We start from the raw sequence: 25,527 nt of genomic DNA, 5'->3' as shown, positions 1-25,527 counted from the left end.
ACCTTATTTGAAAGTGACCTATGCCTTTTTTATTGTCTGAAGTATAGAGTTTTCAAGGTGCATCACACCTTTTGGGTGTGGGAAGTTTGAGTTATATATAAATAATATCCGATTTAAGGGTATATGGTCAATTGAAGGCGTTATGTATGACAGATAAAATAGAGACTATATATGAATCCTTAAGACAGAAAAAGACTTTTCTCCGGCTATGTGCCAAAGAAAAGTCTTAACCACAGCATTTTATCCAAGAATCCATCTCACAAGCCTGAGATGATGAATGATAACTATACCAACATCCATAAAAATGTGTGCTATCAGAGTCGATACAAGCACACCGTTCGACTTCCATAAGAACCCGCTATGGAAACCGTACCAGATGGTGAAGCCTGAATATGCAATCATCATAAACAGTATCGGAAGATTTTTCCAGATACTGATGATATCTCCTCTGAAATTCTCCCAGGTTACGTCAAAATAAAAGAGTCTGCCGATAACCATCATCACAAAATAAATGATGATGCTTCCATAATTCGGACTTTGATAGATAAAGCAGATATATACAAGTATCAGTATGACATATATGGAACTCAGAAGCCGTATACCGGCCCGCTGCTTTGCATCTATATATCTGAGTCTCACAAGCAGGCGGTCGAAGATTCGGTTCATGACCATAGATACTATAAGAAATGCCACCAGAATCCAGTCTTTGTAGGTATCCCAAAGCATATGTACTTCCCTTAGATTTATACGGTCATTGATGATGTAATAGAGACTTAGCAGCAGCAACACCGCAGTACTTGCAAATGCCATTTCATAAAAAGACTCAATAAAGACAAATGGACGTATATCAATTTGACGCCTCAATGAACCCTGACGTCTTCGTGAGCGTCTCCTATAGTACTGCTGCGTGCGTGCATCCGGTCTTAAGTCATCATCTTCAGAGTAAACATTATCCCCATATGCATTTTCCGAATCAAAGGCGCCCATATCAGATTCGTCTATATACTCGCCCTCAGAACTCTTCCTGTCCAGTTCTTTTCTGATCCTTGCAATAACAAGGATTATGCCCATAACAACCAGAAGAGCTGCAAAGCATATCAAAAAGTAGGGGATAGCTTTCTCCATATCAAAATAATGTTCTGCGTATTCCTGAAATTCCATAAAACCTTCTTTTCTGAAAATATCATTGACTACTCAATCTTATTTCAAGAGTTTTATCATTCTCTGTTTCTAAGGTCAATCCATAATTAACAGAACGACATGAAACTAACCGAATAAACAGAAATTCTTTAAACATTATTAAGACATAAAATAGGGCTGCCGCAATGCGACAACCCTGTTTTTTATTTTCCTGCTGCGCCCTGTGCGATGGGGATAAATATCTTGGCAACCACAAAGCAGAGAATATACATAGGAATGAAGGTGCCAAGGAATGCAAAGATAAACGCAGACAGTGGTTCCTGTCACCATTAAATATAAATCATTGAATTTGAAGAAACTGAACTAGCAGAAGAGGCAGAGATAAGGCTTATACAATGAGGCTTTATCCCTGCCTCTTTGTTGTTTGAACATCGTATCTGTCCTTGCTTTGATAACAGACCTAAGCGCTATAAATGTTGAGTGGTGGTACTTTTTTGAATATCTGTTGTTTGCGCTAATTTATTCTTTGTCTGATCTCTCTTTGCATCATAGAAACAGAGGGGAGCTTTTTATCAAAACAGCTTTATTGGTTTTGACAGCCGTGATCCTGCTTCCGAGGGTATCGATCCTTATATTCATTTGGGCAGTGTTTATCTCGCTTGTTAATGCAATGATCATGGAGAAGATATATAATGGACCACTAAGTCCGTCCCCTTGGTCCACCGGCTGAACTGTTACCACTGAATAATATAGGAGGTTAATATCATGCAACCAACACTTGTTTTGGACAACATCATCACCATGGATCTCAGGCGTCCGACAGCAATAGCTGCGGTGGTCAAAAACGGTGTATTCGCCTTTATCGGCGATGCGCATACCCTTTATAATACTCACAGAGAGTTTTCAAATCATGCATAAGCGGAGAACATCATGACTGAACAGGAACTAATATATATTCTTGCAATCGCTGAAGAAAAAAACATTACACATGCTGCCCAACGGCTTAATATCAGCCAGCCTTCTTTGACACAATGTCTCAGGAAGATTGAAATAGAACTGGATACAAGACTGTTTACTCGGAGAAAATACGGTCTGGATCTTACTGATGCCGGGAAATTGTATATTGATATGGCTCGTGATGTTTCTTCCAGGATTGAAACATTCCGGGAGGATCTCAGAAAGATGAAGGATCCCATGAACGGGCATCTTGCACTTGGAGCTTCCTGGTACAATACATTGATCTATTTTTCGGCTTTTGTTAAACGATTCAGTCAGCTTTATCCTGATGCACAGATCAAGCTCGTGGAAAAACGGACAACGGATCTTCTGGATATGCTGAAGGGGCATGAAATAGATATCATCATTGCGCATGAGTATCCATCTGAATATTTGGGCATAAAAGAGAACTATGCCAAAGATATCTGCAGAGATCTCCTTGAAATTGAAAGATTTCGTCTGATCGGAAACAGAAGTATTTTGAATAAGGTGGGTATCTCCTACAATGAACCTGCTGATTTACAAAAACTGAAGGATCTACCGTTCATCTTTTTTAACGATAATCAACGCATACGCCGCATAACTGATCATATCTTCCATGAAGCGGGTATTTCACCGAAAGCACTGCTCTCCACACAGAGCTTTCCGGGTGCTTGGGCTCTTGCTGCGCAGGCTGTTGGACTGGTCATCCTGCCTGAAAAATATATAGAGCAGAATATTCACCGGTTTCCGGAGCTTGTTTCATTCTCTCTGGATTCCTCACTGCACGGTTATTGGTCAAACTACATCTATTACAGGAAACAGGAGTATCCTGATCCGCTCAGGAAAGAAGCAATCCGCATTCTGAAAGAAACCAAATACATCGAAGAATAAGTTATTCCTATTTTTAGGATTCATTTCATATATTTTCCTTTTTTTTACATCTCGGCTAACCTTTATTTATAAAGAAATCCTGTAATGAGGAGTCGAAAATGAAAAGATCATGGAGGAAAAATAAATGAAAGAGAATAAAAGAAAGTTCAAAGTCCCTCATTCGCTGGCCATCATTTTAGCTGTAATGGTAGCAGCCGCTGTTTTGACTTATCTGATACCTGGAGGTACATTTGAAAGAGTCAAGGACGACACCGGAAGAACTGTAGTCGTACCGGGAAGTTATCATCTTATTGAAAAGACGCCGGTTAATCCTTTGCAAGTTTTGGATTATGTATTCCCGGGGCTGCAGAGCGCAGCTCAGATCATTTTCGCACTTATGTGTGCCGGCGGCGGACTTGGAATCATTCTGTCCACCAACATGTTTCAGGGTGCTGCATGTACATTAAGCAAAAAAGCAAAGGGTAAAGAATGGCTGATCGTTGCTTTTCTTATGGTCGTGTTCGCTCTGCTTTGCATTCCGATCAACCTGAATTATTTCATTCCCTTCGCTCCTCTTGGCATTATCGTTGCAATGGCAATGGGTTATGATGCAATAGTCGGTATTTCAATCATCATGCTCGGAGGCGCTGTCGGATTCTCCTGCGGTGCAATGAATCTCTCAAACACTGGTACCGCACAGGCAATTGCCGAACTTCCGGTTTTCTCAGGTATGGCTTACCGTTTGTTCTGCATGATTCCTTTCTTGATAGTGACAATCCTATTCGTAGTACGTTACGGTGAAAAGGTCAAAAAAGATCCTGAGCAGAGTCTTGTTTACGGCACACCGCTTGATTTTGGAACATTTGATCCTGAAAATGTTCCGAAATTCGAGAAAAAACATATTCCTGTTGCAATCGTTGTTGCTATAGGCATTATATACATGGTTTATACCGCTATCTTCTCCACTCTGAGCTTCGCGATTTCGTCTTCCATCTTTATGTACATGGGTGTTCTTTCCGGTATAGTCTACCGTATGCCTGTTGACGATATGTGCAAAAAGTTCTGCGACGGTGCTAAAGGCATGGCAACAACTGGAATCCTGCTCGGCTTCGCCTATGCCATTTCCGGAATTCTCTCTGCCGGTGGTGTAATGGATACGGTCGTCAATGCCCTGGCAAGTGCCCTTGGATTATTTCCGAAGATCATTCAGGCTCCTGTTATGTTCTTCATGCACGTCATTATAAACTTCTTTGTCACATCCGGTTCCGGCCAGGCTGCTGTAACTATGCCGATCTTCATTCCGGTGGCAGACCTCGTAGGTATTTCCCGCCAAACCGCTGTTCTTGCATTCAACTTTGGCGATGGATTCTGCAACTTTATTCTGCCGCATGCTGCAGCAACGATGGGCTTTATCGGATGTGCAAACATTCCGTTCACAAAATGGTTCAAATATGCTATTAAACTGTTTGCAATTTGGTGTGTGGTCGGAAGTATCCTTCTGATCATCGCGGCACAGATGGGTTATTAATTCAAGTATTCAGAATTCAAACAAACTTCTGAGTATTGCAGAAAACAGGAGAAATCACATGAAAATCAAAAAAATCGATCAGAGTTTTGTCGGATCAAAAAGTATTTTCTATATCGAAGGTGATATAATTCGTGATTCCGGAAAACAGCATATGTACAATCAGATGTATGTAGAAGCTTTCTTTCCCGTAACACAGACAAAACCGTGGCCTATTATCATGTTCCACGGAGCAGGTCAGACAAATGTTAACTGGCTGATGACGCCGGACGGAAGAATGGGATGGGCAGACTGGTTCGTCTCCAAAGGATATGCCGTATATCTGTGCGAACAACCTTCCCGCGGTCGTTCTGCATATCATCCCGATCAAAATGGACCGAGGATCTATCATTCCCTGGAATCACTGCAACGGTTCATGGCTGATAACGGCAGCTGGCCGCAGTCAAAACTTCATACCCAGTGGCCTGGGGAAGGAAGCCTTGCATTCGATGACGAAACAGACCGTCAGTTTATTGCTTCACAGGTTGAGTATCTTCCGTCCAACAAAGAATCCCAGCGTCTCATGCTGTCTGCAGGAACAAAACTTCTGAAAGATACAGGACCTGCCATTCTTTTCACTCATTCACAGGCAGGACCGTTCGGGTGGCTTCTGGCAGACGCATGTCCGGAGCTTGTTAAGGGAATAATGGCTTTGGAACCATCCGGACCTCCGTTCTCTATGAATACAGACGTCCCGGTTTCACAAAACTTCGGTATTGCAGATCTTCCACTGCATTATGAACCTGAGATCAGTTCACCCGAAGATATAAGACTTGAACTTCTTACTTCGGATACACCCGGCATCAACTCCGGCTGGATTTTTCAGGAACCGGCTCCACAGCTTCCCCGTCTTGCTGGTATTCCAATATGGATCGTTGTCAGTGAATCCTCATATCATGCAGGATACGATCATCTGACAAGCCGTGTTCTGGAACAGTGCGGTGTTCCGCATCAATTTGTGCGTCTGGAAAATAGAGGCATTCACGGAAACGGTCACATGATGATGCTCGAGAAAAATAGCCTTGAAGTTGCAGGTCTCATTTTGAGCATGCTTGAAGAAGCAGATCTTTGACAGATGGAACTTTTTCCAAATGCGAGTGGTTGAACCCAGACTATAACGGCTGCAGATTCTCTTATGGGACTTACCCCACTGCAAGATATTCAATTTGAATCTGACAACAGTTTGAAACAAATTGGAAGTGATTCATTCGCATCTTTCGACGGTTTGCAGACTTCTTTTTTGGATCAAGCCGGAAGTGGAGTCCTTAATCTTAGTTTAGAAAATTCTGACGAGCGTTAACACTCATTAAAAATTATGGTTTTATAACGAATTCCCCGGTTGTGTGACTCAATGTCATTTATTTAACATCGGTCACGCTGTAGGGGAATTTTGCGTCAATATATGAGAACGCTTGTAGATAAAGAAAAAGCGCAGTCATCAGTTTCGATGACCGCGCTTTCCTGTCTTGCACTCATTATGCAGCAACACTTTTGCCTGCTGCGCCCTGTGCGATGGGGATAAATATCATGGCAACCACAAAACAAAGTACATACATCGGAATGAAGGTGCCAAGGAATGCAAAGATAAACGCAGGGAACGGAGCTCCTCCGAATACCTGGACATTGGCAAAATTCATAACAAGTCCGATTATGATCACGAAGATAAATACCACCGGTACATTTCCGAGAATCCTTCCGGGAACACTTTCAGGCTCTATCTTAAATAATTTAGGAAAACTTATGGCGATAAGGGGGATGGGAAGAGCTGCATTGACGATGCATGCAAACACAAATCCCAGTAAAATATTTACTAAAAGAGCCGGGGTAAGGAGCTTGTCAGCATTACCCGAAAAAAGCATTCCACCGATGGACATGGCTGTTGCCAGTGGAATATTCATGACCAGATTGAAAACTATAAAGAATTTTAAGCTTGGCTTTTCCATATGATTAATCTCCTGTAAAATATGACAGTTATTGACTGTTCTATTAAGGAATACTCATTCCATGTGATCTGTATTGAAAAATACTGCACCAGACGGCAGTACGTCCGATAAGCATGCATACCGGCCCTCAGCCATCTGATGGCTATGGCATTACCTGTCTGAAGTAATGCTTAGGAATTATATGTTCTGTGATGCCGATTTCAGCATCGATCTTACTTGCTTGGGCTTGGTGTAGGTGCGCAGACTGCTGTGTAGTGCATCTTACGTGCCTTGAACTCAGGATCCTTGTTAAGGTTCATGAGTCTTCCTTCATTTCTGAAGATATCATCGCCGTGAAGCTTCTTTCCCGAGATGGTATCGTGAGCCTTGTGCTCGTCGGCAGGGTCAAACTTAAACTTGAAAGCACCGTTGACTACTTCAAGTGTTCCCTCAAGTCCGCAAAGCTCACATACGCAGTGAGTTGTGCCCGGGAAGATATAGAAGTTGTTGCCCTGGCAATGAGGACATGCGCCTTCCTTACCCTGCCACTTGGCATTGTCCACATCCTTTGCTGCTTCAACGAGATTACGTGCGATCTGCTTCATTCTCTCGATCTTGTCATCCTGCATGATGACATCCTTTGACCATGAGAACCAGTCATTGTCGATAACTGTCCATGAAGGGCTCATGGCAAGCATTGCGTGATCTGTCTCTACGCGGCATGCCCAGTCGGAACCACCGATTCCAACGAAAGAAATAGCCTTCTTTCTGAGATACTTTGGATCGAGTCCTTCCTTTCCCTGCTCCTTAAGCTTTGCATCAGCCATGAAAAGCATTCCGAGATCATGTCCCGGACCCATACGGTCACATACGACATGGAAAAGTCCTGACCCGCCTGACTCATAGATAGGGTCAACAACCAGTACACCGTCAGCCTCAGCCATCTTGTCAAAAAGCGCTGCATAATCGTCCTTCTGTGAACAGATCATGCCCTTACCCATAACAAGACCTCTTGAACATGCAACACAGCCTGAGCAGTACTTGATATCCCAGTCAAATACGTGGATAAACTCGATCTCTGCACCAAGCTTCTGTGCCTCCTCGAGAGCAACGCGGCACATAGTATCGTTGTTGCCGTTTCTTGTTCCGAAAGATAAACCTAAAATCTTCATATAAATCTCCTGTTTACGTCAGCCCTTGGTATTCGTTTTGCGAGGCTGACGGTATTTTTGTATAAGACACTGCTTTTCTCCATGCTAATGTCTTATGATTTAATGTTCTGTATTTGAAATATACTCATACACCTCTGTGGAACCTGACAGCTTACACCAATGCTTTTAACGGTTTCTCGATAATAAGGCTGGTGATCAGCCCCACCACATGAAGTATGGGGTATGTTGACCACCAGGCGCCCAGGAATTCATCCCCGGCTCCAACATTGATAAGCGCCATGGAAAGGCTCACTATGGTGACATAAATTGCATTGATGATAAAGTTTCTTGCCAGCATCTCAGAAAATCTGCCGGGCTTTGTCTTTAAAAGGTCCTCTGCGAACCATTTACCGATGGCTCCCACCGGTATGATGACCGCCGCCACTGTGTTGATGGTGAAAGCACAGCAACAGCCTTTCACCCAGCCGGACAGGATGTCACCTCCTGCAAGAAGGGTTGCTGTTGTATTGATGGACAGCGCCATACAGATATTTGTAATGACATTCCACCTGAAAAAACGGGTTTTTTCCCTCATATCAATATCCCTCTATGACCGTATTCCGGCGCGTTTTATGCCTGACCTGCAGAACCGGATCTAATCAGGCTCCCTCTGTATTTACGCAGGTCATAACGAAAGCCATCACCCCATTTGTGCTTCACATTCTTCAGCTGCTGTAGTGTTCTTTTTTATCAGCATGGTACAAACCACCGCCATGACCACTGCCACCATCATGATCATGAAAATGGTCATATAACTTCCCTGTCTGTCGTAGATCACTCCCGCAAGAGTTCCACCGAAAGAGGCAAACAGCAGGTTCAGATTTACGATTGAGAAGTTTACGGGATAATGCTTCGTTCCGTAAAAATCCATCATAAATGCCGAGTTCGTTGGGGGAACTCCTCCGTAAGAAAGTCCGAAAAGAATAAAGCCAAGAATTACGAGCGGAAGGCTTCCGGTTTTCAGTCCGCCGAGGTTCACAAGCACCGAGACCAGGTACAGAGCGCAATTCAGAAGCATTGTCATCTTCTGTCCCAGCCTGTCATAAAGCCCGCCGAAGATCACTCTTCCCACTCCGTTAAACACTGAGATAAGTCCCACTATGGTGGCAATGTTTCCGGCGCTGAGTTCCGGTGCAGTATCCGTCACTATTCCCCTTGCCTGGGCGATAAGGGCGAGAGCCGCAGCACTGAGAAGTACCGCATAAACAAAGAATAACCAGAAGGATGGATCTGCTATCACCTGCTTTGTGGTAAAGTCATTGCCCTTCTTTTGTGCTGTCCCTTTGAATGCTGTAACATATCCGGAAATCTCTTCTGCATTTGGCTTTCTGATAATCATCCCGCAGAAAAGAATCACCAGGAAAACCATGACGCCAAGTGCACTGAATTCTGTTCTCCAGCTGAAAGTCTGATTTAAAGCTGTATAAAGCTTTCCTATTATAAAAGCGCCCATTCCGAAACCCATGAGAAGGATTCCCGAAATAAGACCTTTTTTATCAGGAAACCACTTGGTGACGGAGCCCATAACAGTGTTATAGGATAATCCGGCGCCAAGGCCCGCAAGAACGCCGAAACCAAGGTAAAGCTGAATCAGCGTTTTCATATTACTTACAAGGAAGAATCCAAGCAGAAACAGTATGGCTGACAGAAAGAAAATCACTTTTTCCTTTACTTTTCCGGCCAAAAGACCGGCTACGAGACCGCCGATACAGAAAAAGCTCATGGCAAGAGTAAAGCAGAGAGACATTGCCCCCTTACTCCATCCCGGATACTCCGCTGCCATGGGGCCCGAAAGAACGGACCAGGCATAGATGAGTCCGGCAAAGAGCAGGATCAGCACTCCGGCAATGGCATAAAGCCATCTGTTTAATTGTTTCATTTATTAATCACTAAACCCTTCTTTTTTATATCTTTAAATTCACTCAAAAATCCGCGCTTTCTCCTCGCCGCGAAGCACTCTGAGGGTTCCTTCCGCAAGGGCCTTCATCTCATTCTCCCCGGGGATAACCTCTATAGGCCCTACAAATCCGGCATGCTTTCTGATTGAGTTTACAAAACGCTCAGAGTATGCAAGTCCTCCTGTGAGAACGATGCAGTCAACCTGTCCGTCAACCGATGGAGCGATACGGGCGATGGTCTTTGCAGTGTTCAGAGCCATGGCTTCATAAAGAAGCGCTGCCTCTTCGTTTCCTTCATCGATAAGCTTTTCAACGTCGCGCATGTCGGCAGTTCCGAAATAGGAGATCATGCCGCCTCGACGCTGAAGATTCTTCATCATCTCTTCCTTTGTATACTTCCCGCTGTAGCACATATCTACAAGTGCGTAGGTGGGAAGTCCCCCTGCACGCTCCGGAGCAAAGGTTCCGATCTCATCATTGAAGAAATCAATGATTCTACCCTTGGAATGAAGGTTTACAGTGATTCCGCCGCCGAGATGTGCAACTATGATGTTTACCTTGTTGTAATCTAGCCCCTTGTCTCTGCAAAGTTTGAGAGCTGCTGCACGGGTATTGAGATTGTGACCCTTTGCAGGAACTCTTACACCCTTTAGGCCTGTGATCTTATTGACCTCAGTCATCTCATCAACGGTGATGGCATCGTAGATATAAGCTTTAACGCCGATTTCATTGGCGATGCTGTAGGCGATTCCTGCCCCCAGATTGCTGGCATGCTGATCTACAGGATGATAGTGAAGGGTTTCCACCATCTTCTCATTAACTTCATACGCACCTGTCTTCACCGGTGGAAGCGCCCCTCCACGACCTACAACTGCTGCAAATGAAGCAAGCTTGTCTCCGTGACTTACGAGACTTGCAAGGATAAGCTCCTTTCTCATATCAAGCTGATCATAGATTGTGGGATATGCTTTCAGATCCTCGAGACTGTGGGCAATGCTTTCGGTCCACTGCTGCTCTTCACCCTGATACACTGCGATCTTTGTAGATGTGGAACCGGGATTTATAACCAGTATTTTTTCGTTTAACATATATTTCCTTTACTTCACGACAGGTTATCTGCCTGTCATTTTCCAAATTTATCTCTTATTTGCTGGCTGCTGCCGATACCACGATGGAGAGATATTTCTCTTCTGCTGAAGAGCCTCTGGAAACCATAACGATAGGGCACTTGGCACCAACGATGAAACCTGCCATCTTTCCGCCGCAGCTAATGGTGTACATCTTTCCCATAATGTTTCCGGCGTGAATATTGGGCGCAACCAGTACATCAGGATCACCGGCGATCTTTGACTCAAGTCCCTTGAAATCTGCGATGTCTTTTCTCATGGCACAGTCATACTGTATAGGTCCTTCCACGATACAGTTCTTTATCTCGCCTCTCTCATTCATGGCCTGAAGTTCTGCTCCATCCACTGACTCAGGCATCTTCGGATTCACCTTTTCAACACAGGCAAGCACTCCCACCTTGGGACAGTCATATCCCATGGAAACAAGAGTATCTACAGTGTTTTCAATGATTTCTTTCTTCTGCTGAAGGTCAGGGTATGGTACCATTCCGCCATCCACAGGAACGATAAGCTTGTGATAGCCCGGAACCTGGAAGATGGAGAAATGAGACATGAGTTTGCCCTGTCCGAGACCGTATTCCTTGTTGACAACTTCCTTGAGGATGATTTTTGTATCAACCTTACCCTTCATAAGGAAGTCAGCCTTGCCATCCCGTACGAGTTTTACTGCCTTTTCGCAGGCTCCCTTAAGGTCCTCCATGGGAACATCGTAAATGTTTTCCTCCTGAATCTCTTCACCGAGACCTGAGAGAATTTCCTTTATTACCTTTCTGTCACCAACCAGTAACGGCTCAACGATTCCTTCACGTCTTGCATGAACAACTGCTTCAAGAGTGTGTTCATCATTGGCACAGGCTACCGCCATGACCTTTCGTGAAGGCTCGCCCTTAACCTTGGCGATCAGTTCTTCGAAATTGTGAAATACCATTTGTTCTAACCTTTCAAATAGGCACTTGATTCAGAAACGACCGGGGCGGGGCCTGGCCCACATCCCCTGCATTTTCTTATTGTGCAACTCTTTTTATTGTTTATTCTTCTCTCTGAACTCTCTTCCTATCTCAAGGCCCTTGTCGAAGGCTGCCTTGTTAAGAGGAAGAAGCTTTGGCTTGCTTGAAAGCTTATGCTCCACTGTTCCCCAGACAATCTCAGGGGCAACAACCTCTGTGTATCCAACATATACACCAAGCATGATGACATTGAGGACCTTTGCATTACCCATCTCAAGGGCAAGCTCAGTTACAGGTGCCGAAACGATCTCGATATCATCTCTCTCGATTCTGTCCTTTACGATGGAGCTGTTGATGAAAAGTCTTCCGCCTTCCTTCAGTGTTCCGATGAACTTGTTGAGAGACGGTCCGTTCATAACGATAAGGTCGTCCATCACATCCCCGAGAGGTGCACCGATAAGTTCATCCGAAATTACAACATAACAGTTTGCTGTACCTCCACGCTGCTCAGCGCCATAGGACGGGAAGAATGTTACATTCTTATCTGTAGAATCACAGGTAGCTGAAGCAAGGAATTTTCCAAGGGTCATGACGCCCTGTCCGCCGAAGCCGGCTACACATAAATTTGTTTCCATTATTTTTACCTCCTTCAGCCCTTATCTCTGATCACGCCAAGGGGATATTCCTTCAGCATGTTCTCCTCAAGGAAATCAAGTGCCTTAAGGGAATCAAGTCCCCAGTTTGTGGGGCAGCTTGTTACGATCTCAACAAGTGAGAAGCCCTTTCCTGCCAGCTGATATTCAAATGCTTTCCTGATGGCCTGCTTTGTTTTCATAACATTTGCAGGATTGTTGCAGCTGGTTCTTACGAGATACTGAGGTGCTGTAAGCTGGTTCAGGGTCTCGCACACATGCATGGGATAACCATGCTCCTCTGCAATACGTCCCTTTGGTGCTGTTGTTGCCTTCATACCAAAAAGAGTTGTAGGCGCAAGCTGACCGCCGGTCATGCCGTAGATACCGTTATTTACAAAAATAACAGTGAAGTTCTCACCTCTGTTTGCTGCAGACATGGTCTCTGCAAGTCCGATGGAAGCAAGGTCACCGTCACCCTGATAGGTAAAGTAAAGAGTACCCGGGTTAGCTCTCTTAAGTCCTGTTGCAACTGCACAGGCTCTCCCGTGAGGGGCAGTGATATTGTCAAATGCCATATAATCCATCTGAAGACCGCAGCATCCGATGCCGAGTACCATCGCAGTTTTATCAATGATTCCCATCTCATCGATAACTTCACCGATCAATTTCATGATGGTTGAATGCATACATCCTGGACAGAATCCGGAAACCTTGTCTTCCTGGATGTTTTTTGTTCTGCTATATAAAAGTTCTGCCATATAAAGCCTCTTTCTTTGAAAACATCAGCCCATTGAAAATTCGCTCCGCGAAGAGCTGATGCTGCATGCCGGGTTCATGTAGAATCCGGCATATTTTTTTCAAACATCACCAACTGAGTTTCTAACTAACTTAAAAGTGATGTCCCACATCGATATTCATCTCAAGTATCGATATTTATCCTATAATCTTCATCACAGCCTCTATCACGGCTTCTCTTGACATAATGTTTCCGCCTGAGCACAAGCACTTCTCAACAGGACAGCGCTTTCTCACAACAGCCTCAACATCAGTTGCATACTGGGCAGGGATAGACATTTCCACCGAAAGAATTGCCTTAACATGTCCGTAGTCAAGTTTCTCAAATGCTTCTGTCGGGAAGGGGTTCAATGTTATAGGCCTGATAAGTCCTGCCTTCACGCCCTTCTTTCTCAGGATATCAACAGCTGACTTTGCGATACGCGCTGAGATTCCGTAAGCTGTGAGCACGATTTCGGCATCAGACAGCTCATATTCCTCAACCATGACGTCATTTTTCTTCCATGACTCATAGAGCTCTGCTGCTTCCTCATTGCACTGCTGCATAACTGTGGTCTGCCACTGTCCCGGCTGAATCCATGCACGGTTCTGATAATCAAGCTTGTGACCTACTAAAGCCCACTTCCTCTTTGACTCTCTTATCTCTTGAACCTTCTCCTCCGGCATCATCTCCGGAAGCTCTACAGGCTCCATCATGGTGGCTATAACACCGTCAGCAAGGATATGAACAGGATTTCTGTCTCTGTCTGCCAGTTCAAATGCCTTTACCGTGAGATCCACAGCCTCCTGCACTGTTGACGGTGCAAGAACCATCATCTGGAAGCCACCGTTTCCTGAAGCCTTTGTTGCTTCGAAGTAATCCATCTGTGCAGGCTGAATGGAACCTACGCCTGGGCCGCCTCTCTGGAAGTTTGTATACACCATGGGGATACGGGCTGCGGCACAGTATGAGATACCTTCGCTCTTAAGTGCGATTCCCGGTGAAGATGAAGATGTCATGGCTCTGACACCTGCAGATGCCGCACCGTAAACCATATTGATGGATGCAACCTCTGACTCACCCTGTATAAATGTTCCGCCCACCTCGGGAAGTCTTCTTGCGAAGTACTCCGGAACCTCGTTCTGAGGTGTGATGGGATAGCCGGCAAAGAAACGACAACCGGCACGTACAGCAGCTTCCGCAACAGCCTCACTGCCCTTCATAAATGTTCTTGCCATTTCAGTCCTCCTTATAAATCTCTATAGCCCCATCCGGGCAGATACGTCCGCAGGTAAGACAGCCTACGCAGTCCTCCTGCTTTTCCGCTACCACATATTCGTAGCCTTTAGCATTAACCTCTGATCCTACCGAAAGCACATGCTTTGGGCAGAACTTAATGCAGTAACCGCAGCTCTTACACCGCTCGGAAACCACATTTATTCTGAACTTTGCCATTTCCTGACCTCCAAAATCAAAGTCAGCCATTTATATAACTTCGCAAAGGGCTGACGCTTCGCGAAGGTATTCATAGGAAAATCATTCCTGAATCAACTTTTAGACTCTATTTATTCATGCCATATCCGGTTTCAGCCAGTCATAGGTCAGATAAAGCTGCACCGGGAAAAGTATTGTCCCTTGAAGCTTAGCCCGAACTGCTTCTTCCAGCTCATTTCTGACCATAACCATCTCGATGGGCTTGTACTTTGAAACAAGCTCATCCATCCGTTTAGCACCCTCCACCACTTCATTTTCCGTGGTGGAGATGCCGATATTCGGATTGTCTATGAAATGGATATCTTCGGTACCGAGATGTGATACCGTAAGGATTTCTCTTAAGAATTGATCGATATGATCTATGTCCTGACAGAAAGGTCTGTAGTAATTGAGAACATACATGACATAAAGGCTGTTCCTGTCCGCCGCTGCCATGAAACCTCCTATGGCTCTGGCGCCGATGTCATCGCCGCCGACGTCCATGACCACCAGGCTGTCCGGGTCCTTCAGAAGTTCCCTCACACCCCCGACGATGGTTGGTGCGTCAAAGAACTGTTCCTCAAAATGAATGGTGACACCGGACAGTTCTTCGCAGTTCAAAAGGTCTCTTGACCTGAACAGCGGCTTCGTCATGTCCATATCGAAGAGATGAACCGTCTTTCCAGAAAGCTCATGAAGAACTTTTGCAAGATTAAGAGCTATCTCTGATTTTCCGCAGCCCGCCTCACCTATAAGCACGAAGTTTGTTTTTCCTTCTGCCAATGTTTTTTCCAAAAGTTCCATGTTCACCTCTTTACTTCAATAAAACCATTGCTTCTTTCGACTTTTGAACCACTCTTCATCCCACCGGATTAAGAAAACTATATTTAAGATGGTCACAGCCCTATATCAGAACATTCTCTGCTTTCAGTTGACCGCTGAAAGCCGTGTTCTCCCTTGTCACCTCATGGTTATATAGCCCCTGTACTGTGTCAGATTATCTGATGTACATCTGTCGCCAAGGAATACCGATGCTATGTTGTGCTGAGGCTTTAAGAAGGGGAACTCATCCTGCTGTGCCCACTCAGGCTTCTTAAGATGTGTCTTTGCAAGATTTACGCAAAGGTCATACCACTCTTCAGGTCCCTCAAACCAGACCTCGCAAACTCTGTCAAACTGAGCCTCGGGAGCGCCGTAATTCTTCATTACCCTGCTGCTGACAACACGGTTTACTCTTACGCTGCCTGTAAGGAAAGGAACCACTTCCTCGTGGAACCATCTCTCTCCCTCTTCCTTTGAAACACCTTCAGGATACTGGATCAGGAACTGCCAGCGGAAGTTTGGTCCATCTTCAAGAGTTCTTCCCTTGCCCTTGAAATCCTCTTCCCAGTTCATGGGAATGAAAGAGAAAATAAATGGCGGGAAATCTCCGCCTCCTGCTGCACGTCCTGCATCTCCGGAGTCTGCATTGTTATGAACCGTTGCAGAATCCACATCCGGAATACATCCCTGCCAGCGAAGCACATCCATAGGCATATACTCGCAGAAAATATTGTTTGCCATCTCCGGAAGATGCTCATCCACCATCCAGTAGTGCTCAGTCAGCTGCATCTTTCTGGCACCGAATCTGTCACCTTCAGGTGGTGTAGGATAACACTGATAAAATGCATACTTCGTTACATAAGGTGTGAACTTGCTGATGCTCTCAGGTACATGATGATAGTAAAGCCAGTGCTCAAGCTTCGGTCTGTACTCTTCCTTTGCAAGTCCCACATAAATAAGACTTCTCATGATATTAAAGTCGTAAGCCATAATTAAACCTCCGTTGTCTTATAAAATCGGTTCTTCCTGTCTACTCAGGAACCCGACATAAGCCACGACAAAAGGATTTCTGTCAGTCGCATATCATATGCACAATGACGTTAAACCTTTCTCTTAATGTCGCATCATGCACTAAGTTAGGCTTTGCTAACGCTTTTTATTTGTGCATCTTTGCGGTGACGCTAATATATCATTTCTGACTTTGAAGAAAAAATATCAATATTCGCGACTTTCCATAACAAATCTGTTATAGATTTCGAAAAAGTTAGATATTGGACGGAAAGAACCTTTATCCGCTAGACTTTCAGCATCGGCAAACAGTTCCGTCAGGGATTTTAGAATTCAACGGTACATTTATGGAACTGATACTACCAATACACTGAATTTTAAAGTTACTGTTTAGATTGATTTTTATAATTTGGAGGTTATATATGAGCGAAAAATTCTATGCGAAGAGTCCCGGAAATGAGGGATATATAAAGAATATGGAGGTTGTGGCTTACCATGATGCGGACAACCACTATCTTTTCCAGTCACAGCTTTATAAGACCGGGGACGGCCGCTACTATCTTTACGGCGGATGTTTCTACGGCTACGGTGTTGAGATCATAGAGGTAACAGATCCTGCACATCCACGTCATGTACAGTACATGCCCGTTATGGATCCCGAGAAGTATCCATACATGTCAACACCCAAGGTTCAGATCGCGGATGATTTAATGATTGTTTCCAACGGAAACTGCCTTGAATTCCTTCACGGACCGGCTCCTGAAAAGTACACACCGGCTCCAGGCGGAGTTCATATTTTCTCACTTAAGGAAGATCCGGAACATCCTAAAAAGCTTTCCTTCTGGGCGACCGGAGACACTGATAACCCCGGTGCAGGAGTTCACCGATTCACCTATAACGGAGGCAAATATCTCCATCTTTCCGCAACCGCTGTAGGATTTAAGGATTTCATTTACAGAATAGTAGATATTTCCGACCCGACAAATCCCAAGGAAGTTGGGCGCTGGTGGAATCCGGGACAGTTCTACGGAAATCAGACAAAGAAAACAAGAGAAAAGGAATGGAACGGCTGGCAGGGTTACAATACCTATCCGGGATTTGTTCATTTCCCTTATGTTGACGGAGACACAGCATACTTAAGCTGTGCCGGCGCAGGCTTTATGATTCTGGATGTTTCAAATCCTGAGTGGCCACAGGTCATCGGTGAAGCAAAAATGACGCCTCCTTTTGCAACCAAGTTCGGTGGCGCTCTGTGTCATACCTTCATGCCTATTCACGGCACAAAGTATGCCATCGGAATGCAGGAAGGCGAGCGTCAGTGGACCTACAACAGAAAGGATTTTGAGAAATTCGGTGTTCAGGCTATGTGCGGTATCGAAATGTTCGATATATCAGATCCTGAGGATCCTGTACTCATCTCTGTTCTTCCTTATCCTGAGGTTCCTGAGAACTTCCCTTACAAGAACTTCAACGACCTTGGATACGGATACCCCACATCCTTCGGTCCCCACAACCTTCATGAGCCTATGACAGGAAAGCCATGGCTTGAGGACAGAAGCGACAGAGCCTATGACTGCTATTTCCACGCAGGACTCAGGGTCTATGACATTAGCGATCCATACGTTCCAAAGGAGATCGCATACTTCATTCCTCCTAACCCTGAGAAGCTCTGCTTCGATGTGAAGATGCCTAACAAGCCTCTCGGAACCGCAGAAGATCTTGTAGTTGACGACAGAGGTTATATATACCTTAATGCAATGCACGACGGTATTTATATTCTGAAGTGCCTCGTTTGATGATTATTTTCCCCAAATAACCTGTTTTTTATTCTCCTTATATCCCCGGATCTTTGATTGGTCCGGGAATGTTGTTATATTTCAATAATCCATGCCTCTGCAAAAACATTTCTGCTATAATGTCCTCATGAATGATAAACAGATTGAAGCATTTTTAGAAACAGGAAAACATCAGAGTTTTACAAAGGCCGCACAGAATCTCTATCTGCCCCAGCCCGCCATCAGCCGCTATATTTCTGCCCTGGAGCAGGAACTGGGGGTTACTCTTTTCATACGCGAAAACAGCCGTCATATCACCTTATCGGATGAAGGCAAGCTGTACTTCAATTTTTTCCAGAGATATTACGCGGAGTTTATAAACATAAGAAAGATGCTTTCCCATAGCATGACAAGTCTTCGACTTGGATATAACGTGGGCTGGGATATGTCATCCTTTTTGCCGGATGTTATTGAAGCATACAGAAAAGACCATCCGAATTTTGAAATCTCACTGGAATGTATCAGCTTCCGGGATCTTTTGCAGGGTCTTGATGATAAGCATCTGGACGCCATCATTTGCACAGATGATTATATGGAGGGACGCTCGGATCTTTTGAGACAGAACTTCACGTCCATAAAACGTATCATAACCTATTCGGAAAAACTCCCTGGATTCGAAAACATCAAAACTCCCGCAGATTTCAAGGATTACACCTTCTATATGATGGATGACCCAAAGGTTGCCGAACTTTGTCAGGATATAGCGCTAATGTTTAAACCCTACAGCTTCATCCCCCGTTTTCTTGCTGTACCGAATATAAGCACAGTATTCGCATCTGTTGAAAACGGCCTGGGTGTAGCTGTTCTTGATTCCTGGTATGAAGGTGTACATCATCCGAATATCCATACCATGGACCTGGGCGGAGAGCTGAAGATTTCCATGGCCTGGCCCAGAAGTACCATATCTCCTGTGGTGGAGGACCTGTATCAAAAGATATATGATCACTTCAATAGTAAAGATAAATAGTCATCCATTTTTGTCATTAACATTGTCATTTGTTTTAGACCTTTTATGCCATTAAAATGGGTTTTTAAGAGTGTATCAGGATAAAAAACCGACCATCCGGCCGGGTTAAAAACAGGAGCTCTCGCCTTGATGCTGGTCATCAAAAGCGAAAGCTCCTGTCTTTGTTGTAGGGGTATCTCCTCATTTCAATGAGAAGCCCCCCAGGAATCTAAACTCAAAGGGATGCTTTTCTGTGAGTTTTTCGTAATCATCATAGCCGGCGTTCGAGCACTCGATAATATAATGATACTCTCCAAGCTCTGTTTTTCTCGGTCTGTCATGGATGGTTACAAGTTTCATTTCTGAATCTTCAAGATCATCCATGAGTTCCGGAAGATCCTCTGCTTTTCCGGACGCTACAAAAGCCATCCTGTCACTTTTTTCCCGAGAAGGCTCATTCTTTGAAAGAACATAGAATCTGGTTTTATTACTGTCATTATTCTGGATGCTCTCAGCGAGAACTTCCAATCCGTATACATCGGCGCAGGCCGCTGATGCAATTGCAGCATTTGAAGTATCCCCTTCTTCCGCCACAAGCTTAGCTCCCTCGGCTGTACTGGAAACCTCTATGATCTCTGCACCGGGAAGGTTGGATTTCAGCCAGTCTTTTCCCTGGGCAATTCCCTGTTTATGAGAGTAAACTTTTTTTATTTCTTCAAGTTTTGTCCCGGGCAAAGTAAGGAGATTCTGATTGATAGGGAGTTCCACCTCACCCACAACAGAAACATCTTTCTGTCCGATGAGGATGTCAACATAATCTATAACAGCTCCTCCAATGGTATTTTCCTGAGGAATCACAGCATACTCACTTTCTCCGTTTACCAGTGCTTCCACTGCCTCAGCAACCGTCTTATATGGTATATATTTACCCTTCTTGTCAAAAAACACACCGCAGGCTTCCTGGGTATATGTTCCCTCAGGTCCCAGATAACTGACTGTTGCGGATTCATACTCATTTACAGCTTTAGATTCAGTTTCTGAATCAGTTTCCGTTCCTGATTGAGTTTCTTCTTCGATTTCGGATTCCGAAACCGTATCCGATACAGCCGGTGTATTTAATGACTGCCCACAACCTGACTGCAACACTGCCATAGACATTATCATCATGAGAATTGATATTTTTTTCTTAATCAGCTTCATACTCTATACTCCTTCATCCTTCATACTCTCTGACAGTACGCTTACTTGAACTATTGACCAACAGCGATTGTCACAAGAGGCTCATTCTTCAATCACTGAAACAGACTCATCTGCCCATTCATTATCTTGTAGTAACCGTGTTCTATCCTCTCATTTCCTTCATGGGTCATGATTTCATAGTTACTTAGATTCTGCGGTTTTATAACCAGCTTCACAACACATTCAAAACAGTTGATGACATCACTCTTGTTTATATCCGAAAGACATATCAGCTGAACATTAAAGTGCTTTGCTATATCGAACATGGGTTTCAGGAGATGTGCGGAAGTGATCTTTCCGAAAGGATTATCCAGGATCAGCACGCTCTTGTTGTAGCGGCTTACAAGACCTGCTGAAGATCTCGTGTAGTTCATAAGTGTCAAAACAACTGAGAAGAACACTACGAACTTCTCAGCCCCGGAACTCTGGGTAAGAGTGTCCTCCCATCTCTTGTAGAGGGAATTTGCACTGTTCATATCTATCTTATAAACCTTCACCTGTATAGACTCCTGTCTTATATACTTATGAAGCAGCCTCTCACTTCCTACTATGATCCTTGCTCTTTTCAGAATCTGTTTATCATCAGCTTGAGCCTTAAGCAGATCTTTTATCTCATTGGCTCCCTGCTCGATTTCAGTCCTAATGGATATCCTTGACGCTTCCTCGGAGATTTCCTTCTCCTCCGGGAGATTCATTTTCACCATCTGGATCTGGGGCTTGCCCTCAAATATATGAGCCCTTGAACTTTGAACTATAGTCCAAAGATCCGTATACATCCGCTTCCCCTGAGTCATGCACTGGTCCACGATGTCGTTGAAATCATTTTCGATTTCCCTGAGATCCGTCTCTATCTTCCGGTTTATCTTTTCGATAGAATCCATCATGGCAGTGATGCTCTCACTAACAGTAAAGAGTCTGTCACCCTTTATTCCTGCATCCGAAAGCATCCCTCCTATGTCGCCGAGTTTATTCACTATCTCAGAAAGAGCCATATCCTTAAACTCTCTGACTGTATCTCCGATGCTTCTGTACAGCTTATCCTTTCTGTCCTGATACTCATTTTTGTGCCTTGTCAGCTCTCCGCGTATCTTCTTCCACTGTTCTTCGGGTGCTTCTTCCAATGTCACTGCCTTAACAACTTCACCAAACTGAAAATCATCAAGCAGGCTTCCTACATTGTCAAAAATCCTCTCCATAGCCCGTTTCTCATTTCCAAGCTCTGTGAGTGTTTCAGAGAACTTCTTTATATCTGCTTTTGCTGTTCTTCTCCTGTTTTTGAAATCATCACCGATCTCATTTTTAGGAAGAATCACACCATCAAATTCATAAAGGGCAGAAGTCGCTCTCTCTACTCTATCATTTAACTTAACGTAAGAAGCATTGGCATCGCTGAAACTTCTCTGGCACTTTTCAAGTTTATCCGAAGCTTCTTTCACCTGAAGCTTAACATCACGAAGCTTCTCCGGCGAGAAACGTACCGCTTCATATTCCGCCTTTTCGCAGGAATAGGTCTCAAGCGCCGCTTCAAGAGATGCCCTTCTCTCGTGCTTATCATCAAGCCGGTTTTTAAGTTCCAGTAGACCTTCACTGAGACTTTTCAAAAGAGTCATATACTGCATATAAAGGGACTCCAGTTCACCATCCAGAACTTCTGTCTTTCTTGCCCCTTTAACCTTATCATATTTAGCTTGTATTTCGTAAATCTCTGCTGAAATACCATCCCGCTCCACGTAAAGAACTTCAAGATCATTCTTTATAATCTCATATTCCTCACATGCTTTTTTATAAGCATTATCAGCATCCTGCTTTAAATTGTATGCATCATCAAGCTTCAGACTCCATTCTTTTTCCTTCGAGAGCATTACAGTAAGCTCTGAAAATGAACCAAGCCATATATCGATATCCCTTAATCCGGTTTGTATTTCCTCAAGTTTATCTCTTAAATCGTTCAGTTTTTTTCCGGTTTCAGCAAACTCTTTCTCAAGCTCCTTTTGTCTTGTACGAAGCATATCAACTTCACTACGGATATTTTCAATATACTTTTCTTTATCATCCCTCCAGTTCTCAGGATAATCAAATTTTGCCACCAGTTCATCTGAAGCTTCACAATCTGTCAGATGACTTGTATGCATCCTCTGTTTCTCTTCCAAAGTTCCTATCTGCTCTTTGATCTCATCCCAGTATCCTTCTCTGTCAGAAAAATAAGCCCTGTCACAAATAGCCAGAAACTGAGCCTTTGAAAGACTTCCTTTCATAAGTTCATCCATCTGCTCCATGGTAAATAGTGGGACCGGAGCAGGAAGCCACTCTTTATTACCCGCAGAAAGGAGTCTTTCCAGATCCTTTTCATTGCTGAAAAGAATAGAATAAGCAAGCTCAGGATAGTCTCTGAGTATTCCTTCAACCCTTTCCTTAGTCAGAGCTCCGGTTTCCAAAAGGCCGCACAGATACTCTTCTCCGGTCTGGCAGCTTATTCCTGTGGACACTACATAATCCATGACTGCCGGCAGTACATGAAGGTGTCCCTCTTCTGCGGCATGAAGTCTTTCCAAAAGAGCCTCCTTATCCTGACCGCACTTTAGGATATCAGCTCTTGTCATATCAAGATCTTCCTTAACCACTGTTTTCAATCGTCCGGTAAAGATCACATTGCTTTCAAGACTATACTTCTCACATATCTTAAGGAGTCTCTCATATAAATCATCATATTCGGAAAGCTCACTTTCGGCAGATTTCTTTTCGGACTCTTTTTCTCCCACTGAAAGCTTCACATCCGCCATTTCCTCAGGTATCTGATTCTTCCTGTTCTCAAGCTCATGTATTTCGGATTTAAGCTCTTCCTCGGCTGATTTTAATGCAGCTTCCTTCTCTTCCCTTTCCAGTTTCTCCTTTAGGATCTCCTCCTCCGGATAAAAACCATCAAATCTTCGCATGACATTTATTGCCAGGGTCTTGATCCTTTCATCTGAGCTTTCCCTTGCTGCATCAAGCCTTGATCTCAGCGAATTATATCTGTCCTTTGCTTCTTCATAGGCCTTTCCGGCTCTCTTCATTTCCGCTTCACAGTCAGATAATGCTTTTTTCTTTTCTTCTGTCTCAGTATCTTTTATAGTTTTTCGTTTCTCTGCTTCAGAAGCAGCGCTCTCAGCTTTTACAAGTACAGAATACTTAAGTCTCGCAATCTGCTCCGCATCCTCCGAATCATTTTCCTTTTCATCAATAAGCTTTTTAAGGACTGTGATTTCGTTTTCTGCCTCTGTCATATCTCTGTAAAGCTTTGCACTTTGAAGGATATCCTCTTCATGCTTTTTTACGTCGGACTCAGTTTTGGCTTCGGAAAGAGCGCGAGATGCTTCTTCAAAAACAGTCTCCGCAGTCTCCCGAAGTGCCTGAGCCTCATGGTATTCCTTTGACTTTTCCTCATGATCGATATGTCTTAACTCATTTTCCAGGCCTTGTATCTTTTCAGTGGCATCATATGACTCACTTTCGATAGATGAAATCCTTCTTCCAAGAGCCGCTTTAAATCCGCATACTTCCCCTATGCTTTCCGTCAGTTTATCATTGACCGTATAGAGCTCTTCACTCATTTGATTTAACCCGCTAAGCTCCTGAAGCAGACTGTCATTTACCTTCTTCTCCCGGATAACCTCATCCTTTTCCGAAATCTTTTTTGCATAGTTTATGAGCATAGTTTCGAGAGAACTGTCAGTTCCCCCGCCAGCTGCGCTTCTCATCTTCTGCTCTATTGCCGGAATGAAGAATTTGGCTATAAGTTTATCTGAGGTTTTGGCATCATCAAAGTACTGATTAAGACCACCTTCATCTTTATTGAGGGTTTCCATGACCGTTTCCCATTCAGATCTGTAGATACCGTATTCCGAAAGCTTTTTCGCCCACAGAACACTTTCATCTGAAGAATAATGGGTCATAAGCCCTTTACTCTGCTTTGCTTTTTCACGGACATACTCAAAAGAAGCCGGAACATATCTTCCGTTTTCATTTTTACTAAGTTCCAAAGAAGCTATGCTATAGGGAGAGTGTCTTTCATACTCAGATAAAAATGTATAGTACCTTACAGCGTTGCCCCTTTGATTGTCTTCCGAAGAAGCATTGGCTCTTCCTGCTATTGCTATGCCTGTAAGAAGCTTTTCCTTACTTCTGTCCTTATTCCACTCTATGAGAACAAAGGAATGCTCCCCCGGACGCCCAAAGTAGTCCTCTATCTTTCTTCCTCCGGCCATAGCCTTAGGATGAACCGGCTGAAGCATGAGCTGGACAAGCACCGTCTTGCCTCCGCCGTTATTGAGATTAAACAGAGAATTCAGCGCCTCACCCTCGGAGGATGTGAGGTCATAAAGCTCATCCGGTATGAAACGTTTGCCATCGTTATAACTGAAATTGACTATCCTTATCTTACTTATCTGCGGCATGCTGTTCCTCCTGAAGCCACTCATTGATCACCTGTATTCTGTCTTTTCGAAGCACATAGGGCATAAGATCCTGGGTCTTCTTTGTGGGCTTTATCCTGCCATCCTCATACTCCGTAAATAGTTCATCTGCCCTGAACTTAAGCATTATCTTGTTAATGATACCGTACCGGTCCTCAACTCTCCTGCTTCCGGGATCCCCTTCTTTTTTACCAAGCCAGTCCTCCGCCAGCATATAGAAATTTTCGCTGAAATCGGTCACCTTGTCTTCTCCTTCAATGCCCTTCTTGGTAACCTTCTCACAATGTTCCGTAAATTCATTTATCATCTCTTCTTTAGTGATAAATTCCCTTACCTGAGCTTCGTTACCTTCACCTTTGAAAAAGGTGAACAGAACAAATACGGCGAGATAATTAAGAAGATACAGATCTCTGGTTCTGACATCGCTGCCTGCCTTGATATCGGAACGGTAATCCACATTATTCTTCAGGAACAGGTCATTTTCCTGGGTCGGAACCATATAAATTCGATTCGGTGCCGGGATGATTTCAAATCCAAGCTCTATCCCCATCTGATCAAGCTCATCCCTCGCTTCCTGATCCTCGGTGCAGCTCCAGATGAGACTGTTATCGTCACGGTCTATCCAGCCCTTCTTCATAAGCTCGTGATAGAGTTTTAGAGTATTTGTATTCATGTCTTTCTCCTAT

22 protein-coding genes and 1 pseudogene are annotated in these 25,527 nt (G+C 44.1%); 6 read left to right on the top strand and 17 right to left on the bottom strand.

Features of this window, described 5'->3' with window-relative positions; all coding sequences use genetic code 11:
• Positions 1 to 240 precede the first annotated feature (240 nt).
• Positions 241 to 1,161, bottom strand: a complete 921-nt coding sequence (locus T515_RS12295) for a hypothetical protein (protein ID WP_036611608.1) — start codon at positions 1,159 to 1,161, stop codon at positions 241 to 243.
• Positions 1,162 to 1,607: 446 nt separating this feature from the next.
• Positions 1,608 to 1,682, bottom strand: a pseudogene (locus T515_RS18565) (hypothetical protein); the annotation flags it as partial.
• Between the two features lie 223 nt (positions 1,683 to 1,905).
• Here T515_RS18565 and T515_RS17410 point away from each other — a divergent pair.
• From T515_RS17410 to T515_RS12280, 4 genes are all read left to right on the top strand, one after another.
• A complete protein-coding gene (locus T515_RS17410) occupies positions 1,906 to 2,058 on the top strand; it encodes a hypothetical protein (protein WP_155988373.1) in 153 nt (50 codons plus the stop codon).
• Positions 2,059 to 2,070: 12 nt separating this feature from the next.
• Positions 2,071 to 3,009 (top strand): LysR family transcriptional regulator, encoded by a 939-nt coding sequence (locus tag T515_RS12290; RefSeq protein ID WP_036611606.1) that lies wholly within the window; start codon positions 2,071 to 2,073, stop codon positions 3,007 to 3,009.
• Between the two features lie 124 nt (positions 3,010 to 3,133).
• The gene (locus T515_RS12285; RefSeq protein WP_036611603.1) at positions 3,134 to 4,516 is read left to right on the top strand and encodes a YfcC family protein; all 1,383 of its coding nucleotides are present in this window, start codon (positions 3,134 to 3,136) and stop codon (positions 4,514 to 4,516) included.
• 58 nt (positions 4,517 to 4,574) lie between these two features.
• A complete protein-coding gene (locus T515_RS12280) occupies positions 4,575 to 5,624 on the top strand; it encodes an alpha/beta hydrolase (RefSeq protein WP_036611600.1) in 1,050 nt (349 codons plus the stop codon).
• A gap of 403 nt (positions 5,625 to 6,027) precedes the next feature.
• Here T515_RS12280 and T515_RS12275 read toward each other — a convergent pair whose 3' ends face one another.
• The 12 genes from T515_RS12275 to T515_RS12220 all read right to left on the bottom strand — a co-directional run bounded on the left by T515_RS12275 (position 6,028) and on the right by T515_RS12220 (position 16,352).
• On the bottom strand, positions 6,028 to 6,495 hold the full coding sequence (locus tag T515_RS12275; RefSeq protein WP_036611597.1) for a hypothetical protein: 468 nt from the start codon (positions 6,493 to 6,495) through the stop codon (positions 6,028 to 6,030).
• 212 nt (positions 6,496 to 6,707) lie between these two features.
• Positions 6,708 to 7,646: a flavodoxin family protein gene (locus T515_RS12270; RefSeq protein WP_036611595.1), complete on the bottom strand. Its 939-nt coding sequence runs from the start codon at positions 7,644 to 7,646 to the stop codon at positions 6,708 to 6,710.
• 151 nt (positions 7,647 to 7,797) lie between these two features.
• A complete protein-coding gene (locus tag T515_RS12265; RefSeq protein WP_051671702.1) occupies positions 7,798 to 8,220 on the bottom strand; it encodes a DUF2798 domain-containing protein in 423 nt (140 codons plus the stop codon).
• 105 nt (positions 8,221 to 8,325) lie between these two features.
• Positions 8,326 to 9,564, bottom strand: a complete 1,239-nt coding sequence (locus tag T515_RS12260; RefSeq protein ID WP_036611593.1) for an MFS transporter — start codon at positions 9,562 to 9,564, stop codon at positions 8,326 to 8,328.
• A gap of 39 nt (positions 9,565 to 9,603) precedes the next feature.
• Positions 9,604 to 10,671 (bottom strand): butyrate kinase, encoded by a 1,068-nt coding sequence (gene buk, locus T515_RS12255; RefSeq protein WP_036611590.1) that lies wholly within the window; start codon positions 10,669 to 10,671, stop codon positions 9,604 to 9,606.
• Between the two features lie 55 nt (positions 10,672 to 10,726).
• A complete protein-coding gene (locus T515_RS12250; RefSeq protein WP_036611586.1) occupies positions 10,727 to 11,638 on the bottom strand; it encodes a phosphate acyltransferase in 912 nt (303 codons plus the stop codon).
• A gap of 93 nt (positions 11,639 to 11,731) precedes the next feature.
• Complete coding sequence (locus T515_RS12245) at positions 11,732 to 12,292, bottom strand: 2-oxoacid:acceptor oxidoreductase family protein (RefSeq protein WP_036611582.1); 561 nt, start codon at positions 12,290 to 12,292, stop codon at positions 11,732 to 11,734.
• Positions 12,293 to 12,306: 14 nt separating this feature from the next.
• Positions 12,307 to 13,050 carry a thiamine pyrophosphate-dependent enzyme gene (locus T515_RS12240; protein ID WP_036611580.1) on the bottom strand — a complete coding sequence of 248 codons (744 nt, stop codon included), beginning with the start codon at positions 13,048 to 13,050 and terminating at the stop codon, positions 12,307 to 12,309.
• A gap of 175 nt (positions 13,051 to 13,225) precedes the next feature.
• Positions 13,226 to 14,305 (bottom strand): 3-methyl-2-oxobutanoate dehydrogenase subunit VorB, encoded by a 1,080-nt coding sequence (vorB, locus tag T515_RS12235; RefSeq protein ID WP_036611577.1) that lies wholly within the window; start codon positions 14,303 to 14,305, stop codon positions 13,226 to 13,228.
• 1 nt (position 14,306) lies between these two features.
• Positions 14,307 to 14,522: a 4Fe-4S dicluster domain-containing protein gene (locus T515_RS12230; protein ID WP_036611575.1), complete on the bottom strand. Its 216-nt coding sequence runs from the start codon at positions 14,520 to 14,522 to the stop codon at positions 14,307 to 14,309.
• Positions 14,523 to 14,636: 114 nt separating this feature from the next.
• Positions 14,637 to 15,344, bottom strand: coding sequence for a nucleotide-binding protein (locus T515_RS12225; protein ID WP_036611573.1), 708 nt, complete (start codon positions 15,342 to 15,344; stop codon positions 14,637 to 14,639).
• Between the two features lie 156 nt (positions 15,345 to 15,500).
• On the bottom strand, positions 15,501 to 16,352 hold the full coding sequence (locus tag T515_RS12220) for a hypothetical protein (RefSeq protein WP_036611571.1): 852 nt from the start codon (positions 16,350 to 16,352) through the stop codon (positions 15,501 to 15,503).
• A gap of 440 nt (positions 16,353 to 16,792) precedes the next feature.
• On the opposite strand from T515_RS12220, the gene T515_RS12215 reads away from it, so the two are divergent.
• A complete protein-coding gene (locus T515_RS12215; protein WP_036611569.1) occupies positions 16,793 to 18,166 on the top strand; it encodes an LVIVD repeat-containing protein in 1,374 nt (457 codons plus the stop codon).
• A 127-nt stretch (positions 18,167 to 18,293) separates the two neighbouring features.
• Positions 18,294 to 19,172, top strand: a complete 879-nt coding sequence (locus T515_RS12210) for a LysR family transcriptional regulator (RefSeq protein ID WP_197026444.1) — start codon at positions 18,294 to 18,296, stop codon at positions 19,170 to 19,172.
• A 180-nt stretch (positions 19,173 to 19,352) separates the two neighbouring features.
• Here T515_RS12210 and T515_RS12205 read toward each other — a convergent pair whose 3' ends face one another.
• From T515_RS12205 to T515_RS12195, 3 genes are all read right to left on the bottom strand, one after another.
• Complete coding sequence (locus T515_RS12205; protein WP_036611566.1) at positions 19,353 to 20,351, bottom strand: prephenate dehydratase; 999 nt, start codon at positions 20,349 to 20,351, stop codon at positions 19,353 to 19,355.
• A gap of 92 nt (positions 20,352 to 20,443) precedes the next feature.
• A complete protein-coding gene (locus T515_RS12200) occupies positions 20,444 to 24,823 on the bottom strand; it encodes a hypothetical protein (RefSeq protein ID WP_036611565.1) in 4,380 nt (1,459 codons plus the stop codon).
• Positions 24,807 to 25,514, bottom strand: coding sequence for a DUF6063 family protein (locus T515_RS12195; RefSeq protein WP_036611561.1), 708 nt, complete (start codon positions 25,512 to 25,514; stop codon positions 24,807 to 24,809). The genes T515_RS12200 and T515_RS12195 overlap by 17 nt, the downstream gene beginning before the upstream one ends.
• Positions 25,515 to 25,527 lie beyond the last annotated feature (13 nt).

This window comes from Oribacterium sp. P6A1 (assembly GCF_000702885.1).
In the GTDB taxonomy this organism is placed as follows: Bacteria; Bacillota; Clostridia; order Lachnospirales; family Lachnospiraceae; genus Oribacterium.
This window is presented reverse-complemented; position numbering and strand designations above follow the sequence as displayed.